16 protein-coding genes are annotated in these 15,425 nt (G+C 73.3%); 8 read left to right on the forward strand and 8 right to left on the reverse strand.

Translation table 11 applies throughout. The features are described from left to right. The first annotated feature begins 42 nt into the window (after positions 1-42). Positions 43-528 (forward strand): FBP domain-containing protein, encoded by a 486-nt coding sequence (locus GA0070620_RS29540; RefSeq protein ID WP_091596299.1) that lies wholly within the window; start codon positions 43-45, stop codon positions 526-528. A 114-nt stretch (positions 529-642) separates the two neighbouring features. On the opposite strand, the gene GA0070620_RS29545 is transcribed toward GA0070620_RS29540, so the two are convergent. The 3 genes from GA0070620_RS29545 to GA0070620_RS29555 form a co-directional block, all read right to left on the reverse strand. Then, positions 643-2,424 (reverse strand): alpha/beta hydrolase, encoded by a 1,782-nt coding sequence (locus GA0070620_RS29545; protein WP_091596301.1) that lies wholly within the window; start codon positions 2,422-2,424, stop codon positions 643-645. A 122-nt stretch (positions 2,425-2,546) separates the two neighbouring features. Then, the gene (locus GA0070620_RS29550; protein WP_091596303.1) at positions 2,547-3,533 is read right to left on the reverse strand and encodes a LuxR C-terminal-related transcriptional regulator; all 987 of its coding nucleotides are present in this window, start codon (positions 3,531-3,533) and stop codon (positions 2,547-2,549) included. Positions 3,534-3,668: 135 nt separating this feature from the next. Next, positions 3,669-4,091, reverse strand: coding sequence for a hypothetical protein (locus tag GA0070620_RS29555; protein WP_157741734.1), 423 nt, complete (start codon positions 4,089-4,091; stop codon positions 3,669-3,671). 112 nt (positions 4,092-4,203) lie between these two features. On the opposite strand from GA0070620_RS29555, the gene GA0070620_RS29560 reads away from it, so the two are divergent. Together GA0070620_RS29560 and GA0070620_RS29565 are read left to right on the forward strand one after the other, a co-directional pair. Further along, positions 4,204-4,584: a VOC family protein gene (locus tag GA0070620_RS29560; RefSeq protein WP_091596307.1), complete on the forward strand. Its 381-nt coding sequence runs from the start codon at positions 4,204-4,206 to the stop codon at positions 4,582-4,584. Between the two features lie 82 nt (positions 4,585-4,666). Beyond that, entirely contained in the window at positions 4,667-5,533 is an 867-nt protein-coding gene (locus tag GA0070620_RS29565; protein WP_091596309.1) for an AraC family transcriptional regulator, read from the forward strand. A 28-nt stretch (positions 5,534-5,561) separates the two neighbouring features. Here GA0070620_RS29565 and GA0070620_RS29570 read toward each other — a convergent pair whose 3' ends face one another. Further along, entirely contained in the window at positions 5,562-6,065 is a 504-nt protein-coding gene (locus tag GA0070620_RS29570) for an NUDIX hydrolase (RefSeq protein ID WP_091596311.1), read from the reverse strand. A 33-nt stretch (positions 6,066-6,098) separates the two neighbouring features. Beyond that, positions 6,099-7,370 carry a M48 family metallopeptidase gene (locus tag GA0070620_RS29575; protein ID WP_091596312.1) on the reverse strand — a complete coding sequence of 424 codons (1,272 nt, stop codon included), beginning with the start codon at positions 7,368-7,370 and terminating at the stop codon, positions 6,099-6,101. A gap of 219 nt (positions 7,371-7,589) precedes the next feature. Between GA0070620_RS29575 and GA0070620_RS29580 the strand changes: the two genes are divergently transcribed. The 4 genes from GA0070620_RS29580 to npdG all read left to right on the forward strand — a co-directional run bounded on the left by GA0070620_RS29580 (position 7,590) and on the right by npdG (position 10,980). Continuing rightward, a complete protein-coding gene (locus tag GA0070620_RS29580) occupies positions 7,590-7,793 on the forward strand; it encodes a hypothetical protein (protein ID WP_091599571.1) in 204 nt (67 codons plus the stop codon). 81 nt (positions 7,794-7,874) lie between these two features. Continuing rightward, on the forward strand, positions 7,875-8,717 hold the full coding sequence (locus GA0070620_RS29585; protein ID WP_091596314.1) for a hypothetical protein: 843 nt from the start codon (positions 7,875-7,877) through the stop codon (positions 8,715-8,717). A gap of 64 nt (positions 8,718-8,781) precedes the next feature. After that, positions 8,782-10,212 (forward strand): RNB domain-containing ribonuclease, encoded by a 1,431-nt coding sequence (locus GA0070620_RS29590; RefSeq protein ID WP_091596316.1) that lies wholly within the window; start codon positions 8,782-8,784, stop codon positions 10,210-10,212. Positions 10,213-10,281: 69 nt separating this feature from the next. After that, positions 10,282-10,980, forward strand: coding sequence for an NADPH-dependent F420 reductase (gene npdG / locus GA0070620_RS29595; protein ID WP_091596318.1), 699 nt, complete (start codon positions 10,282-10,284; stop codon positions 10,978-10,980). Between the two features lie 193 nt (positions 10,981-11,173). Here npdG and GA0070620_RS29600 read toward each other — a convergent pair whose 3' ends face one another. Then, positions 11,174-11,554, reverse strand: coding sequence for a MerR family transcriptional regulator (locus tag GA0070620_RS29600; RefSeq protein ID WP_091599574.1), 381 nt, complete (start codon positions 11,552-11,554; stop codon positions 11,174-11,176). A gap of 110 nt (positions 11,555-11,664) precedes the next feature. Between GA0070620_RS29600 and GA0070620_RS29605 the strand changes: the two genes are divergently transcribed. Then, positions 11,665-12,372 carry an SDR family oxidoreductase gene (locus GA0070620_RS29605; RefSeq protein WP_091596320.1) on the forward strand — a complete coding sequence of 236 codons (708 nt, stop codon included), beginning with the start codon at positions 11,665-11,667 and terminating at the stop codon, positions 12,370-12,372. 183 nt (positions 12,373-12,555) lie between these two features. Here the strand turns inward: GA0070620_RS29605 and panB are convergent, their stop codons facing one another. Together panB and GA0070620_RS29615 are read right to left on the reverse strand one after the other, a co-directional pair. After that, a complete protein-coding gene (gene panB / locus GA0070620_RS29610) occupies positions 12,556-13,401 on the reverse strand; it encodes a 3-methyl-2-oxobutanoate hydroxymethyltransferase (RefSeq protein ID WP_091596322.1) in 846 nt (281 codons plus the stop codon). 178 nt (positions 13,402-13,579) lie between these two features. Then, the gene (locus GA0070620_RS29615) at positions 13,580-15,340 is read right to left on the reverse strand and encodes an NAD+ synthase (protein WP_091596324.1); all 1,761 of its coding nucleotides are present in this window, start codon (positions 15,338-15,340) and stop codon (positions 13,580-13,582) included. Positions 15,341-15,425 lie beyond the last annotated feature (85 nt).

Consider the following 15,425-nt stretch of genomic DNA (forward strand, 5'->3'; position numbering starts at 1 on the left):
AATGATTCTTGGGACCCGCCTAAAGGGGTTAGGCTGGATCCTATGGTTCCCTTGACCGAGTCCGCCATCCGCGCCTCCTTCGTCAACTGCACGAAGGGCGAGGCGAAGCGGCTGGCGGTCCCACCGGATCTCATCGACCGCCCCTGGACCGACCTCGACTTCTTCGGGTGGCGGGACCTGTCCGGCGCCGACCGGGCCTACCTGGTCGCCGACCCCGGCACCGGCCCGGTCGGGGTGGCGCTGCGGGTGGCGACCGGGTCCGGCCGCGCCCGGCGGAGCATGTGCTCGCTCTGCCTGACCACCCACACCGGCGACGGCGTCGCGCTGATGACCGCCCGCAAGGCCGGACCGGCCGGGCGACAGGGCGACTCGGTGGGTCTCTACCTCTGCGTCGACCTGGCCTGCTCGCTCTACCTGCGGCGGAGGAAGGACGCCGGGCGGCACCTCGACGAGACCATCACGCTGGCGGAGAAGATCGAGCGCACCACGACCAACCTCACCGGCTTTCTGGGCAGGGTCCTCGGCTGACCCGGTGCCCGCCCGCCGGCCGTACCGGCCCCAGACGGGACGCGCCCGCCATCCGAAACGGATGGCGGGCGCGCGAGGCATTCCACGACGGCCGCCCGGGCCGTCGGGCTCACCTCACTCCGGGTACGACGGTCCGGGCTCGGTGCGCAGCATCCGCTTCAGCATCCGGTTCGCCGCCCGCATGTCGTCGCTGATCAGCTGCGTACGCACGGTGCCCTTGCCGGTCAGCTTGCCGCCCACCTCGTAGACGGTCGTCTCGCCGGGCAGCGGCACGGCCTGGCAGCCGGTGTACTGCTCGTCGGGCAGCCGGCCGTCCAGCAGGTACGCGTAGACCGGGTCGTCCACGCACGGCGTGTAGTACGGGAAGACGCCGTGGCTGCCCTCGTTGTCGACGCTGATCATCGACGCGCCGGGCAGCTTGCGGGACGCGGCGAGCGCACCCTCGTACGCCGTGGCGACGTCCAGCTCGCTCTGCAGCATCAGCACCTTCGGGAAGGTCTTCCGGTCCGGCTTCGGCATCTTGTTCGCCGTCGGCCAGTACGCGCAGGCCGGCGGGTTCTGCAGGAACGGGGCGACCAGCGGCGCGTCCCGGGTCAGCCGTCGGCTGAACGCGTTCCAGTAGGCGACGCTGTCGTTCCACTGCCCGTCCTGGCAGCGGATCACCTCGAAGACGTAGTCGATGTCGTACGTGTACTCGGCGGTGCCCTGGGTCGGCGCCACCCGGTCCCGCTGGGTCTTCAGCGCCACCTCGGCGGCGGCCCGCGACTGCTGGATGTACGCCCGGTTGGCGGCGTCGATCCCCGGCGCGGCCAGCATCTTCTCGGTGGCGGCGGCGAGGATCTGCTCCGGCGTCCAGCCGTTCCACTCCTCGTAGTACTCGATGACCGCGTTCACCGCCGCGGCGGCCGTCGGGTAGTTCGTGGTGTCGTACAACGCGCCGAGGATGAAGTAGCCGAACATGAACGGACCCATGCCGACGCGGGTGCCGCCGGCCCGCTCGAACATCTCGCGGATCGCCATCGGGTCGGTGCCCCGGCCGTACAGGTCGGCGTGCCGCGCCATGTACGGCAGCAGCTGCTCCTGGAACGCCCGGTCCCGGGTGAACGGCTGCAGGTCCCAGGTCTCCTGGAGGGTCGACGAGCCGACCGCGGCGACCGAGTCGAGCACCATCCGGCCGGTGCGGCTCGGGAACGTGGCCGCGTACCAGGTGCCGAGCCAGGTGCCGTACGAGTAGCCGAGGTAGTTCAGCTTCCGCTCACCCAGCAGCACCCGGATGAAGTCCATGTCGTAGGTGGTCTGCTCGGTGGTGATGTACTTCGTCAGCTCGGTGGCGCGGCAGCCGGCCACGTTGGCGCGGGTGATCAGGTCGTTCGTGACGTCCTCGTCGGTGTAGGTCACCGTGCACAGCAGCGGGGTGCTCTGGCCGACGCCGCGCGGGTCGAAGCCGATCACGTCGTAGTGCGCGGCGAGCTCGGGTGCGGAGAGCGCCACGTACGGCGCGAGCGACAGCCCGCTGCCGCCCGGACCGCCGGGGTTCACCAGCAGGACGCCCTTGCGGTCGCTGCCGGTGGCGGTGGTACGGCTGACGCGTACCTGGATCGTCTTGCCGTCGGCCGGGTTGTGCCAGTCGCGCGGCACGGTGACCGTCGCGCAGGCCAGCCGCAGCTGGGCCTCCTGCTCGGGGGCGACCTCGGGCAGCCCACACGGCTCCCAGCGCGGCTGCTGACCGGCGAGCGCCGCGGCCAGGACCGCGGTGTCGGGCTCGGCCGCCTGGGCCGCGGCGGCGGGTACGGCGCTGCCGGCGGTCAGGACGGTGGCGACGAGGGCGGTGGCGAGTGTGGCGGTCGCCCGGCGTACCCGGGCGGAGCGGCGCGAGCCGATCGAGGGGTGAGGCATCCTCGGGTCCTCTCCGTTGTTGATCGATACGGCTACACCCTGACGGAGTTGTGTTTCGCCGCTCGCGTCTCCCGTTGACGAAGACCGGACATGGCAGGATCCGGCCAGGCCAGCCGACCCGGTCACAACCAGCCGCGTCGGCTGGCCTGCACACCGAGCTGGAACCGGCTGCGCGCCCCCAGCAGCTCCTGGAGCCGGCTGACCCGGCGGTGCACGGTGCGTTTGCTGACACCGAGGTCGCGGGCGATCGCCTCGTCGGTGAGACCGGCGGTGAGCAGCGCGAGCAGCCGCTGGGTGGCGACCGTCGGCTCGGCGTCGGGCTCCGCGGCGTCGGTGGTGGGGTGGATCGGCGCGCCGAGCCGCCAGAAGACCTCGAAGAGGTCGCTGAGCCCGTCCAGCAGCCGGGACCGGTGCACCAGCACCGCGTCGGCGTCGTCGCCACCACCGCGCGGCAGGATGATGAGGCCACGGTCGGCGTCGGTCAGCATCATCTTCAGCGGCAGCTCGGGGAAGACCCGGGCCCGCTCGCCGGCCCCGACCGCGGCGCGCACCGCCGCCAGCATCGCCTCGTCGTGCAGCAGCTCGCCCTCGTACACGCAGCGGTAGCGCAGACCCCGCCGGAGCCCGTCGTACTGCACCTCCTCCGGCACCCGCGCGGTGTCGCGAAGGTACGGTCCGCGTTCCAGCCCGCGTACCTCCGTGCGGGCTTCGACCTGCAACTGGCGGAACAGCTCGCGGGCGGCGTGCTTGCCCTCGATGACCTCGACGAACGCGGTGCCCGTGCCGTGCACGGCGGTGTACAGGCCGGTGAGCGTCTCGGCGACGGCACGGGCCCGGGCCGCCTCCACCTCCCGCTGCGCGGCCCAGCTCTCCAGCGCGGCGCGCGGCGGCCGTACGTGCAGCACGCCGCCTTCGTCGCGGTGCACCACCCCGCAGCCGACCAGCCCGGCGAGGGCCGCGCGGGCCGCTGGCGGCGCGACGGCAAGGAACTCCCGCTCCGGTACGGGTGCCATCTTCAGCAGGTCACGGTAGACGTCCTCGACACCCGGCACGACTGGGAGCGCTTCCGGCTCTGGTTCGGACGCGCTGCCGAAGGCTTCGGGCGGCATGGCGAGGATCGTACCGACCGGCCTCGTCGCCAGGTGTTGCGGCGGTGCCGGTCCGGTTCCGCAGTCGTCGCACCCCGCACCTCCTCGCCCGATGTCGGCGGCCACGCCGACGACGCGGGTCCGGGTTGGTCAGGGTCAGCCGACCCCATCGCCACGCCGCCGGTCGTCCGGCGCGGCCCCGAACTCCGCCGCCGGGGCGGCGACGTCGCTCCGCGCCGTGTCGCCGACGGTGGCGGCCTCCGACCGCGCCGCCGCGACGATCCGCTCCGCCTCGCGTCTGGCCTCCTCGACGACCGCCTCGGCCTGCTCCTCCGCTGTCCGGAGGATCTGCTCGACCCGCGGACCCAGGTGGGCGAAGGTGGGTCGTTCGGCGGGTGGCCGCTGCGGATCGGCGAGGGGTTCGGCCGCCGCCCCCGCGCCGAGGAGCACGAGCGCGAGGCCGACCAGGCACGTGGCGACCGCCCACGGGGTGGCGGCCGTGCCGAGGCCCCAGCCGACCTCGATGCCGATGCCTCCGCCGAACACCGACAACCCCAGCATCCGGACACCTCTGCGCATCGCTCCTCCTCCGTGGCCGGCGGTCTGGGCTACGCGGTTTCACTGTGCACGCGCGGTCAAGCCCGGGCCGCCGGGCCGGACGGGCCGCGGCTGCGCGGGCTAACCTTCGCGAATGCATCGAAGCCGTGTCTACGCCCTGCTGATCGACGCCCCCCGCGACGAGGCGGACCAGTCGACCTCCTTCTGGTCGGCGGCGCTCGGCGTCCCCGCCCGGACGTACGACCCGGAGCCGCAGTTCACCAACCTGCACGACGCGCTGCCCGGACTGGTCCTCGCCGTCCAGGCCGTGGACGACACGCCCCGGTTCCACCTCGACATCGAGACCGACGACGTCGAGGCGGAGACCGCGCGGCTCGTCGGCCTCGGCGCCACCGAGGTGACGCGGTGGCAGGAGTGCCGGATTCTGCGCGCGCCCGGCGGGCACCTGCTCTGCGTGCTGCCGGTGGAGTCCGCACCCGAGGTCTTCGACGCCGAGGCGAAGACCTGGTCGTGACCCGACAATCACGGGCACCGCATGTCGGGTCCGGGCCTCCCCGCGCGGCCTAGCGTCGTCGTCGACAGGGAAGGAGACCGGGGTGCTGGAACGGCTCAACCAGGCGATGGCGTACGTCGAGGAGCGTCTCGACCAGCGAATCGACGTGGCCGAGCTGGCGCGGATCGCGATGACGTCGGAGTACCACTTCCGGCGGCTCTTCTCCGCGCTGGCGGGACTGCCGTTGTCGGAGTACGTCCGCCGTCGGCGGCTCACCGTGGCGGCGGCCGAGGTGCTCGCCGGCGAGGAGACGCTCCTCGACATCGCCGTCCGCTACGGCTACGGCTCCGCCGAGGCGTTCGCCCGGGCGTTCCAGGCGATGCACGGTGTCGGGCCGGGTGAGGCCCGGCGGACCGGCGCCGCGCTGCGCGCCCAGCCCCGGATGTCCTTCCGACTCACCGTCGAAGGGAGCAGCAGCATGCGATACCGAATCGTGCAGAAGGACGGGTTCCGGCTGGTGGGCCGCAAGGCGCGGGTGCCGCTCGTCCACGAGGGCATGAACCCGGCGATCGTCTCGTTCATCAAGGGCCTCGGTCGGGAGACCATCGCCCGGATCGAGGCGCTCTCCGACCAGGAACCGGCCGGCATCGTCAACGTCAGCGACAACCTCATCGGCGACCGGGCCGAGGGCAGCGAACTGGACTACTGGCACGCGGTGGTCACCGGCGCGGACGCGCCGGAGGACTTGGACGCGATCGACGTGCCGGCCGGAAGCTGGGCGGTCTTCGAGGCCTCCGGGGCCTTCCCGTCGGCCGTGCAGTACCTGTGGCGGGACGTCTTCACGCAGTGGTTCCCGTCCAACCCGTACCAGAGCCGACCCGGGCCGCAGATCTCCCGGACGGTGCTCTCCGCGGACGGGACCGAGGCGGAGTCCGAGCTGTGGGTGCCGGTCGAGCGGATCCCCGCCTGACAGGGCACCGGGCGTACGGCCGGGTCGTCTAGCGCGGCCCGGTCGTGTCGTCCCAGACCGCGCCCGCCGGCAGGTACCAGGTGCCCTCCGCGTCGTCGAGGGCGTGCGCGATGACCAGCCGGGCGTGCGTGTCGAGGTCCGGCAACCGGTCGGGCGGGAACCACTCCACCGCCTCGGACTCGTCGTCGTTGACCCGGGCCGTGCCGCCGAGCAGACGGCAGTGGAAGCCGAGATTCAGGTACTCGCAGCGGTCGCCGTTGGGGTAGCTGTGCGGATGCGAGACGACGCTGGCGAGGCGGATCGGCTCCACGTCGAGCCCGGTCTCCTCCCACACCTCCCGGACCACGGCCGTCGCCGGCTGCTCGCCGGGCTCGACGAAACCGCTGACCACCGACCAGCGACCGTCGTCGGACCGCTTGCCCAGCAGCAGCTCGCCCGCGTCGTTGCGGACCACCGCGCTGACGCTCGGCAGCCAGAGCAGGTCGTGGCCGACGTGCTTACGCATGCGAAGGATGTAGTCCGGTACGCCCATGCCGCGACCCTAACCGTCGAGCCTCGCGCCGCCTCAATCCGACCAGCTGAGATCCCGCCGCACCCGCTCGTACTCCCGGGCCATCTCGGCGTCGATGCGCGCGGACCGCTCCTCGGTGAGCACCACCGCCGGGTCGTGCCGCGGCCCCTCCACCAGCATCCGGTGGCGAAGGCCCGCCGGCGGGTGGGAGGCGAACAGCGAGGTGTCGTCGCGTACCGACAGCTGACGCAGCAGTGGCAGGTCGTCGGCTGCCGCGTCATGGGCCTCGGCCACCGCGGCACGCCACCGCTGCGGGCCGTGCCCGGCCCGCGCCTCGCGACGTACGGCGAGCGCGACCGATTCGGCCCGGAGGGCGATGTCCAGCAGTCGGGTCGCCGCGTCGGTGCCGGCGGCCCGCGCGGACATCTCGTCGGCCCGGTACTCGGCGCGCTGCGCGTCCCGCTGCGCCACCGCGAGCAACACCAGGTGTACGCCGAAGAGAAGGCGGGACAGCGTCCACTGGAACACCTTCGCCAACGCAGAGCCCGCCATCTCGAGCAGGCCGCCACCCCGGACCGTGTCCACCGGCCGGACCAGGTCGGCGGCCGACCCGAGCGTGGTGAACGCCGGTTGGGTGAGCAGCATCCGACGGGGGTCGCCGTTGCCGAAGTGGCCCAGTTCGTGACCGAGCAGGGCGACGCGTTCCTGCGCGTCGAGCGAGCCCCACCACGGCAGCCCGAGGCAGAGCACCCGCCGGCGGCGCACGCCCACCGCGCCCGCGTACGCGTTCAGGTCGGCGTCGACGCCGATGACGTCCGGTGCGGGTGTTCCGACGGCCGCCGCCACCTCGTCGACCAGCCCGAACAACTCCGGTGCCCGATCCCGGGTGAGCACCTCGAGGTCCGGATCGATCCGTCCGAACCGGGGACGCAGCGCGACGGCGAGCCCGATCAGCGCGACACCCGGCACGGCGGCGAGCGACGGGAACCCGAACGCCACGGTCAGCCAGACACCGGTCGCGGCCATCGCCAGCACACCGGCGGTCAGCACCACGGAGGCGACCGCGACGGCCACCGCGGCCCCGCTCCACCGGTCGCTGCCGAGCGCGCGTCCGACGAGTCCGGTGAACTGGCCGCGGGTGAGCCGGTACGCGACGCGGTGCGTCCACCGGTCGACCCACACCCAGCCGAACTCGGGCGCGCGGCGCTGTCGGTCGAACGTGTCGAGGTTCCACTCGCAGGCCGCGCACCAGGGAGGGGCGTCGAAGACTGTGACCGTGGCCGCACCACAGGTCGGGCAGGCGGCCGTGTCCGTCGTCGTGATCACGAAGGGATCCTGCCCATCGCCGCCGTACGCCGGAACTAGCCGTTCGGTCGAGGGCCGGCCCGATCCCGCCGAGGGCCCAGCCGTGGCCGTCGGGCCAACGGTCCTGCCCTTTTTGCCGGAATTCGGCCCGGGGCGCCGCTAGCAGATCTACTGTGGAGACCAGCGGCGACTTGCGGTGTTCAGGTGGCGGCCCGGCGGTACGCGGTGCACAGTGATCCCATGAGCGACAGCGGACGTGGTGGGCACTTCTACTGGTGCACCCGACACCACCGGGTCGAGACCGACGACAACGTGTGCCCGGCGAAGCACGTCCTCGGCCCGTACGCCTCGGCAGCCGACGCGGAGAACGCACTGCAGCGGGTGCAGGAGCGTAACGAAGCGTGGGACGCCGAGGACGCCCGCTGGGCCGGGGAGGACAGGTAGACGGCGCGGGAGGCCCGTGCCGAGGTACTCCGTGCTCCGCGAGGAGACACGCGAGAGCACGTCCCCGAGGAGGGAACCGAGATGGCCGAGACATCGAAGGCCACCACGCGCCCGGCCGCCAAACGTACGACCGCGAAGAAGACCGCCGCGGCGGAGCGGAACACGGCCGCGAGCCGTACCACGCCCGCTCGGCGGGCCGCCGCCGGCAAGACCGCGTCGGCGCCGGCCAAGAAGGCGGCCGGCGGGGCGGGGCGCGCCCCGGCGAAGAAGACCACCGCCGCGAAGGCTCCCGCCAAGAAGGCGGCGACGAAGACCACCGCCGCCGCCCGCAAGACGGCGTCGACGGCGAAGAAGGCGCCCGCCAAGTCGTCGACCGCCGCGAAGAAGGCCGGCACGACCGCCAAGAAGACGACCGCGGCGGCGAAGCGCACCACCACCTCGGCGGCGAAGAAGACGACCGCGGCGGCGCGGAAGACCACGGGCGCGGCGACGAAGACCACCGGCGCGGCGAAGAAGACCGCCACGAGCGCCGCGCGGAAGACCACCGGTGCGGCGAAGAAGACCACCGGCGCCGCGAAGAAGACCACGGGCGCGGCGAAGAAGACGGCGGCGAAGACGGCTCCCGCCAGCAAGACCACGGCGAAGAAGGCACCGGCCACGAAGACCACGGCCAAGAAGGCGCCCGCCAAGAAGACCACGGCCCGGAGCACCGCGGTGAAGAAGACGACGGCGAAGAAGGCCCCCGCCAAGCGGGTGTCCGCCGCCACCCGCCCGACCGGCGCGGCCCGCACGACCACCACGGCCCGGACGACCGCCAGCAAGAAGGCGGCGGCCCGCACGTCGCTCGCCGGCACCGGCACCGCCCGGAAGGCGGCGGCCACGAAGGCGCCGGCCCGCGGGACGGGCGCCCGCACCGCCCGGTAGGCGCCGGACCGGCGCCCGTCGTCCGGGGGAGGCGGATCACCAGCCCCACTGTCAGGATGGACGCGTGGTCATCCGACGCGTCCTCGCGCCCCGCATCGACTTCGCCGCGCTCCGCCGTGAGCTGGGGCTACCCGAGGGATTTCCGCCCGCCGCCCAGCACGAGGCGGACGCGGCGGCCGACCGGCCGCCGCGTCCGGCGGTGGACCACACCGACGTCCCGTTCGTCACCGTGGACCCCGCCGGCTCGCGGGACCTCGACCAGGCGATGCACCTCAGCCGCCGCCCGGGCGGCGGCTACCGGGTGCGGTACGCGATCGCGGACGTCGCCGCCCACGTACGCCCCGGCGGCGCGCTCGACGAGGAGACCTGGCGGCGCGGACAGACCATCTACCTGCCCGACGGCAACGTGCCACTGCACCCGGAGACCCTCAGCGAGGGCACGGCGAGCCTCCTTCCCGACGTCGACCGCGCGGCGGTGGTCTGGACCATCGACCTGGACGCCGACGCCGGCACCGTCGCGGTGACGCTGGAGCGTGCCCTGGTGCGCAGCCGGGCCAAGCTGGACTACGCCGGCGCGCAGGCCGACGCCGACACCGGACGACTGCCCGAGCCGATCGCCCTGCTGCCCGAGATCGGCGCCCGGCTCGTCGCCCGGGGCCTGCGCCGAGGCGCGATCAACCTGCCGCTGCCCGAGCAGGACGTCGAGGCGGACGGTGACGGCTGGCGACTGGTGCTGCGCGGGCCGGTGCCGCTGGAGGAGTACAACGCGCAGATCTCCCTGCTCACCGGCATGGCTGCCGCCGACATCATGCTCGCCGGGCGGATCGGGTTGGTGCGGACCATGCCGGCGCCGAAACCGGAGGCCGTGCAACGGCTGCGCGCCGCCGCCGCACCGCTGGGCGTGGACTGGCCGGACGGCGCCGGTCCCGGCGAGGTGATCGCCGCGCTCGATCCCGCGCAGCCTCGGGCCGCCGCGTTCATCGACCAGGCGGCCGAACTGATGCGCGGGGCCGCGTACACCGCCTTCGACGGCGCGCCGCCCGAGCAGCCGGAGCACGGCGGGGTCGCGGCCGCGTACGCCCATGTCACGGCGCCGCTGCGGCGACTGGCCGACCGGTACGCGACGGAGGCCTGCCTGGCCCTGCACGACGGCCGGCCGGTGCCGGACTGGGTGCGCGACGCGCTGCCCCGGCTGCCGGAGGTCATGGCCGCCACCGACCGGACGGCGTCCGCGGCGACCCGCGGCGCCGTCGAACTCACCGAGGCGGTGCTGCTCGCCGACCGTGTGGGGGAGACCTTCGACGCGGCGGTGCTGGACGTCGACGCGCCGCCGAACGGGCGGTCCCGCCCCCGCCCGCCGGGCGGCACGGTGGCCGTCGACGCCCCACCGGTGCGCGCCCGCTGCCTCGGCGACCTGCCCCTCGGCGAGCGTGTCCGGGTACGCCTGGTCACGGCCGACCCGGCCGCGCGGACGGTGCTCTTCGAACGGGCCTGAGCGCCGCAGCGGGGATTGTCACAGTGCTCGACGCTGATGGCCGGCCGTCGGATTTGCGAGGATGAGCCCATGGCATACGACGCGAGCACGCTGCCCGACGTTTCCGGGCTGACCGTCGGCATCATCGGCGGCACCGGTGACCAGGGCCGGGGCCTCGCCTACCGATTCGCCCGGGCCGGCCTGAGCGTGCGGATCGGCTCCCGCTCCGCCGAGCGGGCCGCCCAGTCGGCCGAGGAGATCGCCGCCCTGCCCGGCGTGCCCGCCGGGGGCACCGTCACCGGCGCGAGCAACGACGAGGTGGCCCGCACCAGCGACGTCGTCATCATCGCCGTGCCGTGGGACGGCCACGCGGAGATCGTCGCCGCGCTCGCCGAACCGCTCGCCGGCAAGATCGTCGTCGACTGCGTCAACCCGCTGGGCTTCGACAAGCAGGGTCCGTACGCCCTGGACGTCCCGGAGGGCAGCGCCGTGCAGCAGGCGGCCGGTCTGCTCCCCGACTCCCGGGTCTGCGCCGCGTTCAACCACGTGAGCGCGCCGCTGCTGGCCGACCCCACGATCGACCGGATCGACCTGGACGTGTTGATCTGCACCGAGGACCGCGAACTCGTGGGCGTGGTCGCCGCGCTCGCCGCGCAGATCCCCGGCATGCGCGGCATCTACGCCGGACGGCTGCGCAACGCCCACCAGATCGAGGCGTTCACCGCGAACCTCATCGCCATCAACAAGCGCTACAAGGCGCACGCCGGCATCCGCGTCACCGACCTCTGACGACCCGAGCCCTGCCGGTGAGCGGAGCGTGGCTGGCCGGCGGCACCCGCCACGGCTCACGGCTGGCTGCCGCTGCTGGGCATCGCGCCGACGACGGCCCGGACAACCCGCAGCGCGCGGGCCGGCTACTGCGCCGCAGACCGGACCGGAGCGGCGACCCGGGGCCGGCGGTGGTCAGTCGACTGTCGTCGCGTCAGTGCGCTGGCGCGAGATCCGCGTACGTGCACCCGCTCGCCGGGCTCTCGCTGGAGGCGATGACCGCGTCGAGTCGGTCCCTCGCCGTGACGAGTTCGGAGATCCGCTGGTCGATGCGGTCCCGCTCGGCGCGGAGCAGGGCCCGGGACTCCGGGGTGTTGACCTTCGCGTCGACGCAGGGCAGCAGGTCCAGGATCGTCCTGCTGGACAGGCCGGCGGCGTACAGCGTCTGGATCAGGTGCACCCGTTCGGCGGCGTCGTCCGGGTAGTGGCGTTGCCCGCCGCTGCTGCGTGCCGAGGTCAGCAGGTGCTGCTCCTCGTAGTAGCGCAGGGCCCGCACCGACACACCGGTCCTCGCGGCCAGTTCACCGATCCGCATGCGCATCCTCTCCCCGGGTGACCTCGACCACAGCACTTGTCTCTCACGTCAGCGTCAGGTTTTAGCGTAGCTCGCGAACGGCCCATTCCCTGCCCGGCTGGAGGAGAGACATGAAGATCAATGGTTCGGTCGCGCTGGTCACCGGCGCCAACCGTGGCATCGGCCGACACTTCACGCAGCAACTGCTCGAACGCGGCGCGGCGAAGGTCTACGCGACGGCCCGGCACCCGGAGCGGATCGACATCCCCGGCGTCGAGACGCTCCGGCTCGACATCACCGACCCGGAGCAGGTCGCCGCCGCGGCGGCGGCCGCCTCCGACGTCACCCTGCTGGTCAACAACGCCGGGATCAGCACCGGGACCAACCTGGTCACCGGCGACCTGGCCACGGTCCGGCTGGAGATGGACACCCACTTCTACGGGACGCTCAGCATGGTCCGGGCCTTCGCCCCGGTGCTCGCCCGCAACGGCGGCGGCGCCATCCTCAACGTGCTGTCCGCGTTGTCGTGGTTCGCATTCGACGGGGCGAACGCCTACGGCGCCGCGAAGGCGGCGGCCTGGAGCCTCACCAATGGTGTCCGGCTCGAACTGGCCAAGCAGGGCACCCTGGTGACCGGCCTGCATCTGGGCAGCGTCGACACCGACATGATGGCCGACTACGACGGCGAGAAGGGCGACCCCGCCGACGTCGTCCGCGCCGCCCTCGACGGCATCGAAGCCGACAAACTGGAGGTCGTCGCCGACGAATGGAGCGCCCACGTCAAGGCGTCGCTGGCCGCCGACCCCAGCGCGTTCTACACCGACCTCGGCCGCGGCTGACCGCCGGCCGCCGGACATCGTCGCGGCTCGAACGCCCGGGCCGTGACCGGCCGGGCGTGGTCGAGCCCGTTCAGGCCGTCTCCGGCCAGGCCCGCGTGGGCGGGCCCAGGCGAACCAGGGCCGGGTCGGGCTCGGGTGGGCGGGGTCCCCAATCGGCGTGCGTTGCGGACCCCGCCCATCCGGTCAGAAGGTGTGTTCGGCGGCGGGGAAGTCACCGCCACGGACCTCGTCGGCGAATCGGCGGGTGGCGTCAGTCAGGGTGCCGGCCAGGTCGGCGTAGCGCTTCACGAAGCGCGGGGTCTTGCCGCTGCGCAGGCCCGCCATGTCCTGCCAGACGAGGACCTGGGCGTCGGTGTCGGGGCCGGCGCCGATGCCCACGGTGGGGATCTGCAGGTCGTTGGTGATCCGCTTGGCGACCTCGCCGGGCACCATCTCCAGCACCACGGCGAAGGCACCGGCCTCCGCGACCGCCCGGGCGTCGGCGATGACCTCCTCGGCGGCGTCACCGCGCCCCTGCACCCGGTAGCCGCCGATGGCGTGCTCGCTCTGCGGGGTGAAGCCGATGTGGGCCATCACCGGGATGCCGGCGCCGGTGATCGCCGCGATCTGCGCCGCGCAGCGCCGTCCGCCCTCCAGCTTCACGGCGTGGCAGCCGCCCTCCTTCATGAACCGTACGGCGGTGCGCAGGGCCTGGGTCGGCCCCTCCTCGTACGAGCCGAAGGGCAGGTCACCCACGATCAGCGCCTGGCGGGTGGCGCGGACCACCGCGCGTACCAGCGGAAGCAGCTCCTCGGCGGTCACCGGGACGGTCGTCTCGTAGCCGAAGACGTTGTTGGCCGCGGAGTCGCCGACCAGCAGCACCGGGATGCCCGCCTGGTCGAAGATCGACGCCGTGTACTGGTCGTACGAGGTGAGCATCGGCCAGCGTTCGCCACGCTCCTTGGCGGCGATCAGGTCGCGGGTGCGGACCCGTCGCGTCGCCGGCCCGCCGTAGAGGGCGGTCACCTCGGCCGGGGTGGACTCCACCATGACTCTCTCCTTCCTCGAGGCCGCCTGCGCGGTCCCCGGGTTCCACCGCGATCGTCGCACCGGACGACCGGGCGGCGGCAGGGAGCAGTGCGGGATTTCACTCCCGCCCGGCCCGCCCCGGGTACGCGCCACGGCACCCGGGGACGTCGGGAAGTCCCGCCGCCGACCGGCGGAGAGGTCAGCCGTCCTCGCGCCAGCGGTTGGTGATCGGCAGCCGCCGGTCCCGACCGAAAGCCTTGATCGAGATCTTCGTGCCCGGGGCGGACTGGCGGCGCTTGTACTCGGCGGTATCCACCATCCGCAGCACCTTGTCGACCACCGCCGGATCGTGGCCCGCCTCGACCAGGCCGTCGCGGCCGAGGTCGCCGTCCACGTAGCCGATGAGGATCGGGTCGAGCACGTCGTAGTCGGGGAGGGTGTCGCTGTCGAGCTGCCCCGGGCTGAGCTCGGCGCTCGGCGGCTTGCCGATGGAGTTCTCCGGGATCGGGGCGGTCTCGCCGCGCCGCTCGGCGTCCACGTTGCGCCACTTCGCCAGCCGCCAGATCAGCGTCTTCCACACGTCCTTGACCGGGTTGAAGCCGCCGACCGAGTCACCGTAGAGCGTCGAGTAACCCACCGCCAACTCGCTCTTGTTGCCGGTGGTCAGCACCAGGTGGCCCTCCTGGTTCGACAGCGCCATGAGGATCACCCCGCGGACGCGCGCCTGCAGGTTCTCCACGGTCACCCCGGACAGCGACATGTTGGCCAGGAACGTGTCGACCATTGGCTGGATGGGCTCGATGCGGTAGTCCAGCCCGGTGCGCTTGGCGAGCTCGGCCGCGTCCTCCCGGGAGTGCTCGGAGGAGTGCTGGCTGGGCAGGGACACGCCGACGACCCGGTCCGGCCCGAGCGCGTCCACGGCCAGCGCGGCCACCACGGCGGAGTCGATGCCGCCGGAGAGGCCCAGCACCACGGACGGGAAGCGGTTCTTGTTGACGTAGTCGCGCAGGCCCAGCACCAGCGCCTGCCAGACCTCGGCCTCGTCGGCCACCGGCTCGATCATCCCGCCGACCGCCGCCGGGCCGGCCGGCGCCGGCAGGCTCTCGCTGACCGTCGCGCGGGCCACCCGCATCCCGTCGACGATCGCGGTGTCGTCGCCGGGGCGCTCGCCCGCCGCGGGCAGCGCCACGTCGTGGACCAGCAGGTGCTCCACGAACTGCGGCGCCCGGGTCAGCAGCTCGCCGTCCGCGCCCACGATCATCGAGTCGCCCTCGAAGACCAGCTCGTCCTGGCCGCCGATCATGTTGACGTACGCGATGGCGGCGCCCGCCTCCGCGGCGCGGCGGCGGACCAGCGGCAGCCGGATGTCGTCCTTGTTCAACTCGTACGGCGAGCCGTTGATGTTGACGACCAGCCCGACCCCCGCGTGCCGGGCGGCGGCGAACGGCCCGCCGGCCTGCCACAGGTCCTCGCAGATCGTCAGCGCCACGTCGACGCCGCCGATCCGCACGACGGTGAGCACGTCGCCCGGCACGAAGTAGCGGTCCTCGTCGAAGACGCCGTAGTTGGGCAGGTGGTGCTTGAAGTAGGTGGCGGCGACGGTGCCCCGGTGCAGCAGGGCCGCCGCGTTGCGTGCCCCGTGGCCCGGCTCGGCGTCGGAGCTGATCTGCGGCGGTCCGTCGGCGTCGAGGTAGCCGACGACCACCGGCAGGTCGCCCAGCCCGTCCGCCGCGAGGTCGGCGGCGAGCCGTTCCAGCGCCGCCCGCGACGCGGCCACGAAGGACCGGCGGAAGACCAGATCCTCGACCGGGTACCCGGTCAGCATCATCTCCGGGAACGCGACGAGGTGGGCGCCGGCGTCGGCGGCCCGGCGGGTCCACGTGCGGACCAGCTGCGCGTTGCCGGCGAGGTCGCCGACGGTCGGGTTGACCTGGGACAGGGCGATACGCAGGGTGGGCATGTTCTCATCTTGCCGCAGCGTCCCGGATGCGACACGGTGGGCGGGGGAGACCCCGGCCACCCGGCACCGCCCGCTGCCCGCCCGC

Source organism: Micromonospora krabiensis (genome assembly GCF_900091425.1).
GTDB classification, from domain to species: Bacteria; Actinomycetota; Actinomycetes; order Mycobacteriales; family Micromonosporaceae; genus Micromonospora; species Micromonospora krabiensis.

Excerpts from the sequence above, each read along its gene's own strand:
- GA0070620_RS29605 (WP_091596320.1), top strand. The coding sequence starts at position 11,665 with ATGAAGATCAATGGTTCGGTCGCGCTGGTCACCGGCGCCAACCGTGGC.
- GA0070620_RS29555 (WP_157741734.1), bottom strand. The coding sequence starts at position 4,091 with ATGCGCAGAGGTGTCCGGATGCTGGGGTTGTCGGTGTTCGGCGGAGGC.
- GA0070620_RS29550 (WP_091596303.1), bottom strand. The coding sequence starts at position 3,533 with ATGCCGCCCGAAGCCTTCGGCAGCGCGTCCGAACCAGAGCCGGAAGCG.
- GA0070620_RS29540 (WP_091596299.1), top strand. The coding sequence starts at position 43 with ATGGTTCCCTTGACCGAGTCCGCCATCCGCGCCTCCTTCGTCAACTGC.
- GA0070620_RS29570 (WP_091596311.1), bottom strand. The coding sequence starts at position 6,065 with ATGGGCGTACCGGACTACATCCTTCGCATGCGTAAGCACGTCGGCCAC.
- GA0070620_RS29545 (WP_091596301.1), bottom strand. The coding sequence starts at position 2,424 with ATGCCTCACCCCTCGATCGGCTCGCGCCGCTCCGCCCGGGTACGCCGG.
- GA0070620_RS29600 (WP_091599574.1), bottom strand. The coding sequence starts at position 11,554 with ATGCGGATCGGTGAACTGGCCGCGAGGACCGGTGTGTCGGTGCGGGCC.
- GA0070620_RS29560 (WP_091596307.1), top strand. The coding sequence starts at position 4,204 with ATGCATCGAAGCCGTGTCTACGCCCTGCTGATCGACGCCCCCCGCGAC.
- npdG (WP_091596318.1), top strand. The coding sequence starts at position 10,282 with ATGGCATACGACGCGAGCACGCTGCCCGACGTTTCCGGGCTGACCGTC.
- GA0070620_RS29580 (WP_091599571.1), top strand. The coding sequence starts at position 7,590 with ATGAGCGACAGCGGACGTGGTGGGCACTTCTACTGGTGCACCCGACAC.
- GA0070620_RS29585 (WP_091596314.1), top strand. The coding sequence starts at position 7,875 with ATGGCCGAGACATCGAAGGCCACCACGCGCCCGGCCGCCAAACGTACG.
- GA0070620_RS29615 (WP_091596324.1), bottom strand. The coding sequence starts at position 15,340 with ATGCCCACCCTGCGTATCGCCCTGTCCCAGGTCAACCCGACCGTCGGC.
- panB (WP_091596322.1), bottom strand. The coding sequence starts at position 13,401 with ATGGTGGAGTCCACCCCGGCCGAGGTGACCGCCCTCTACGGCGGGCCG.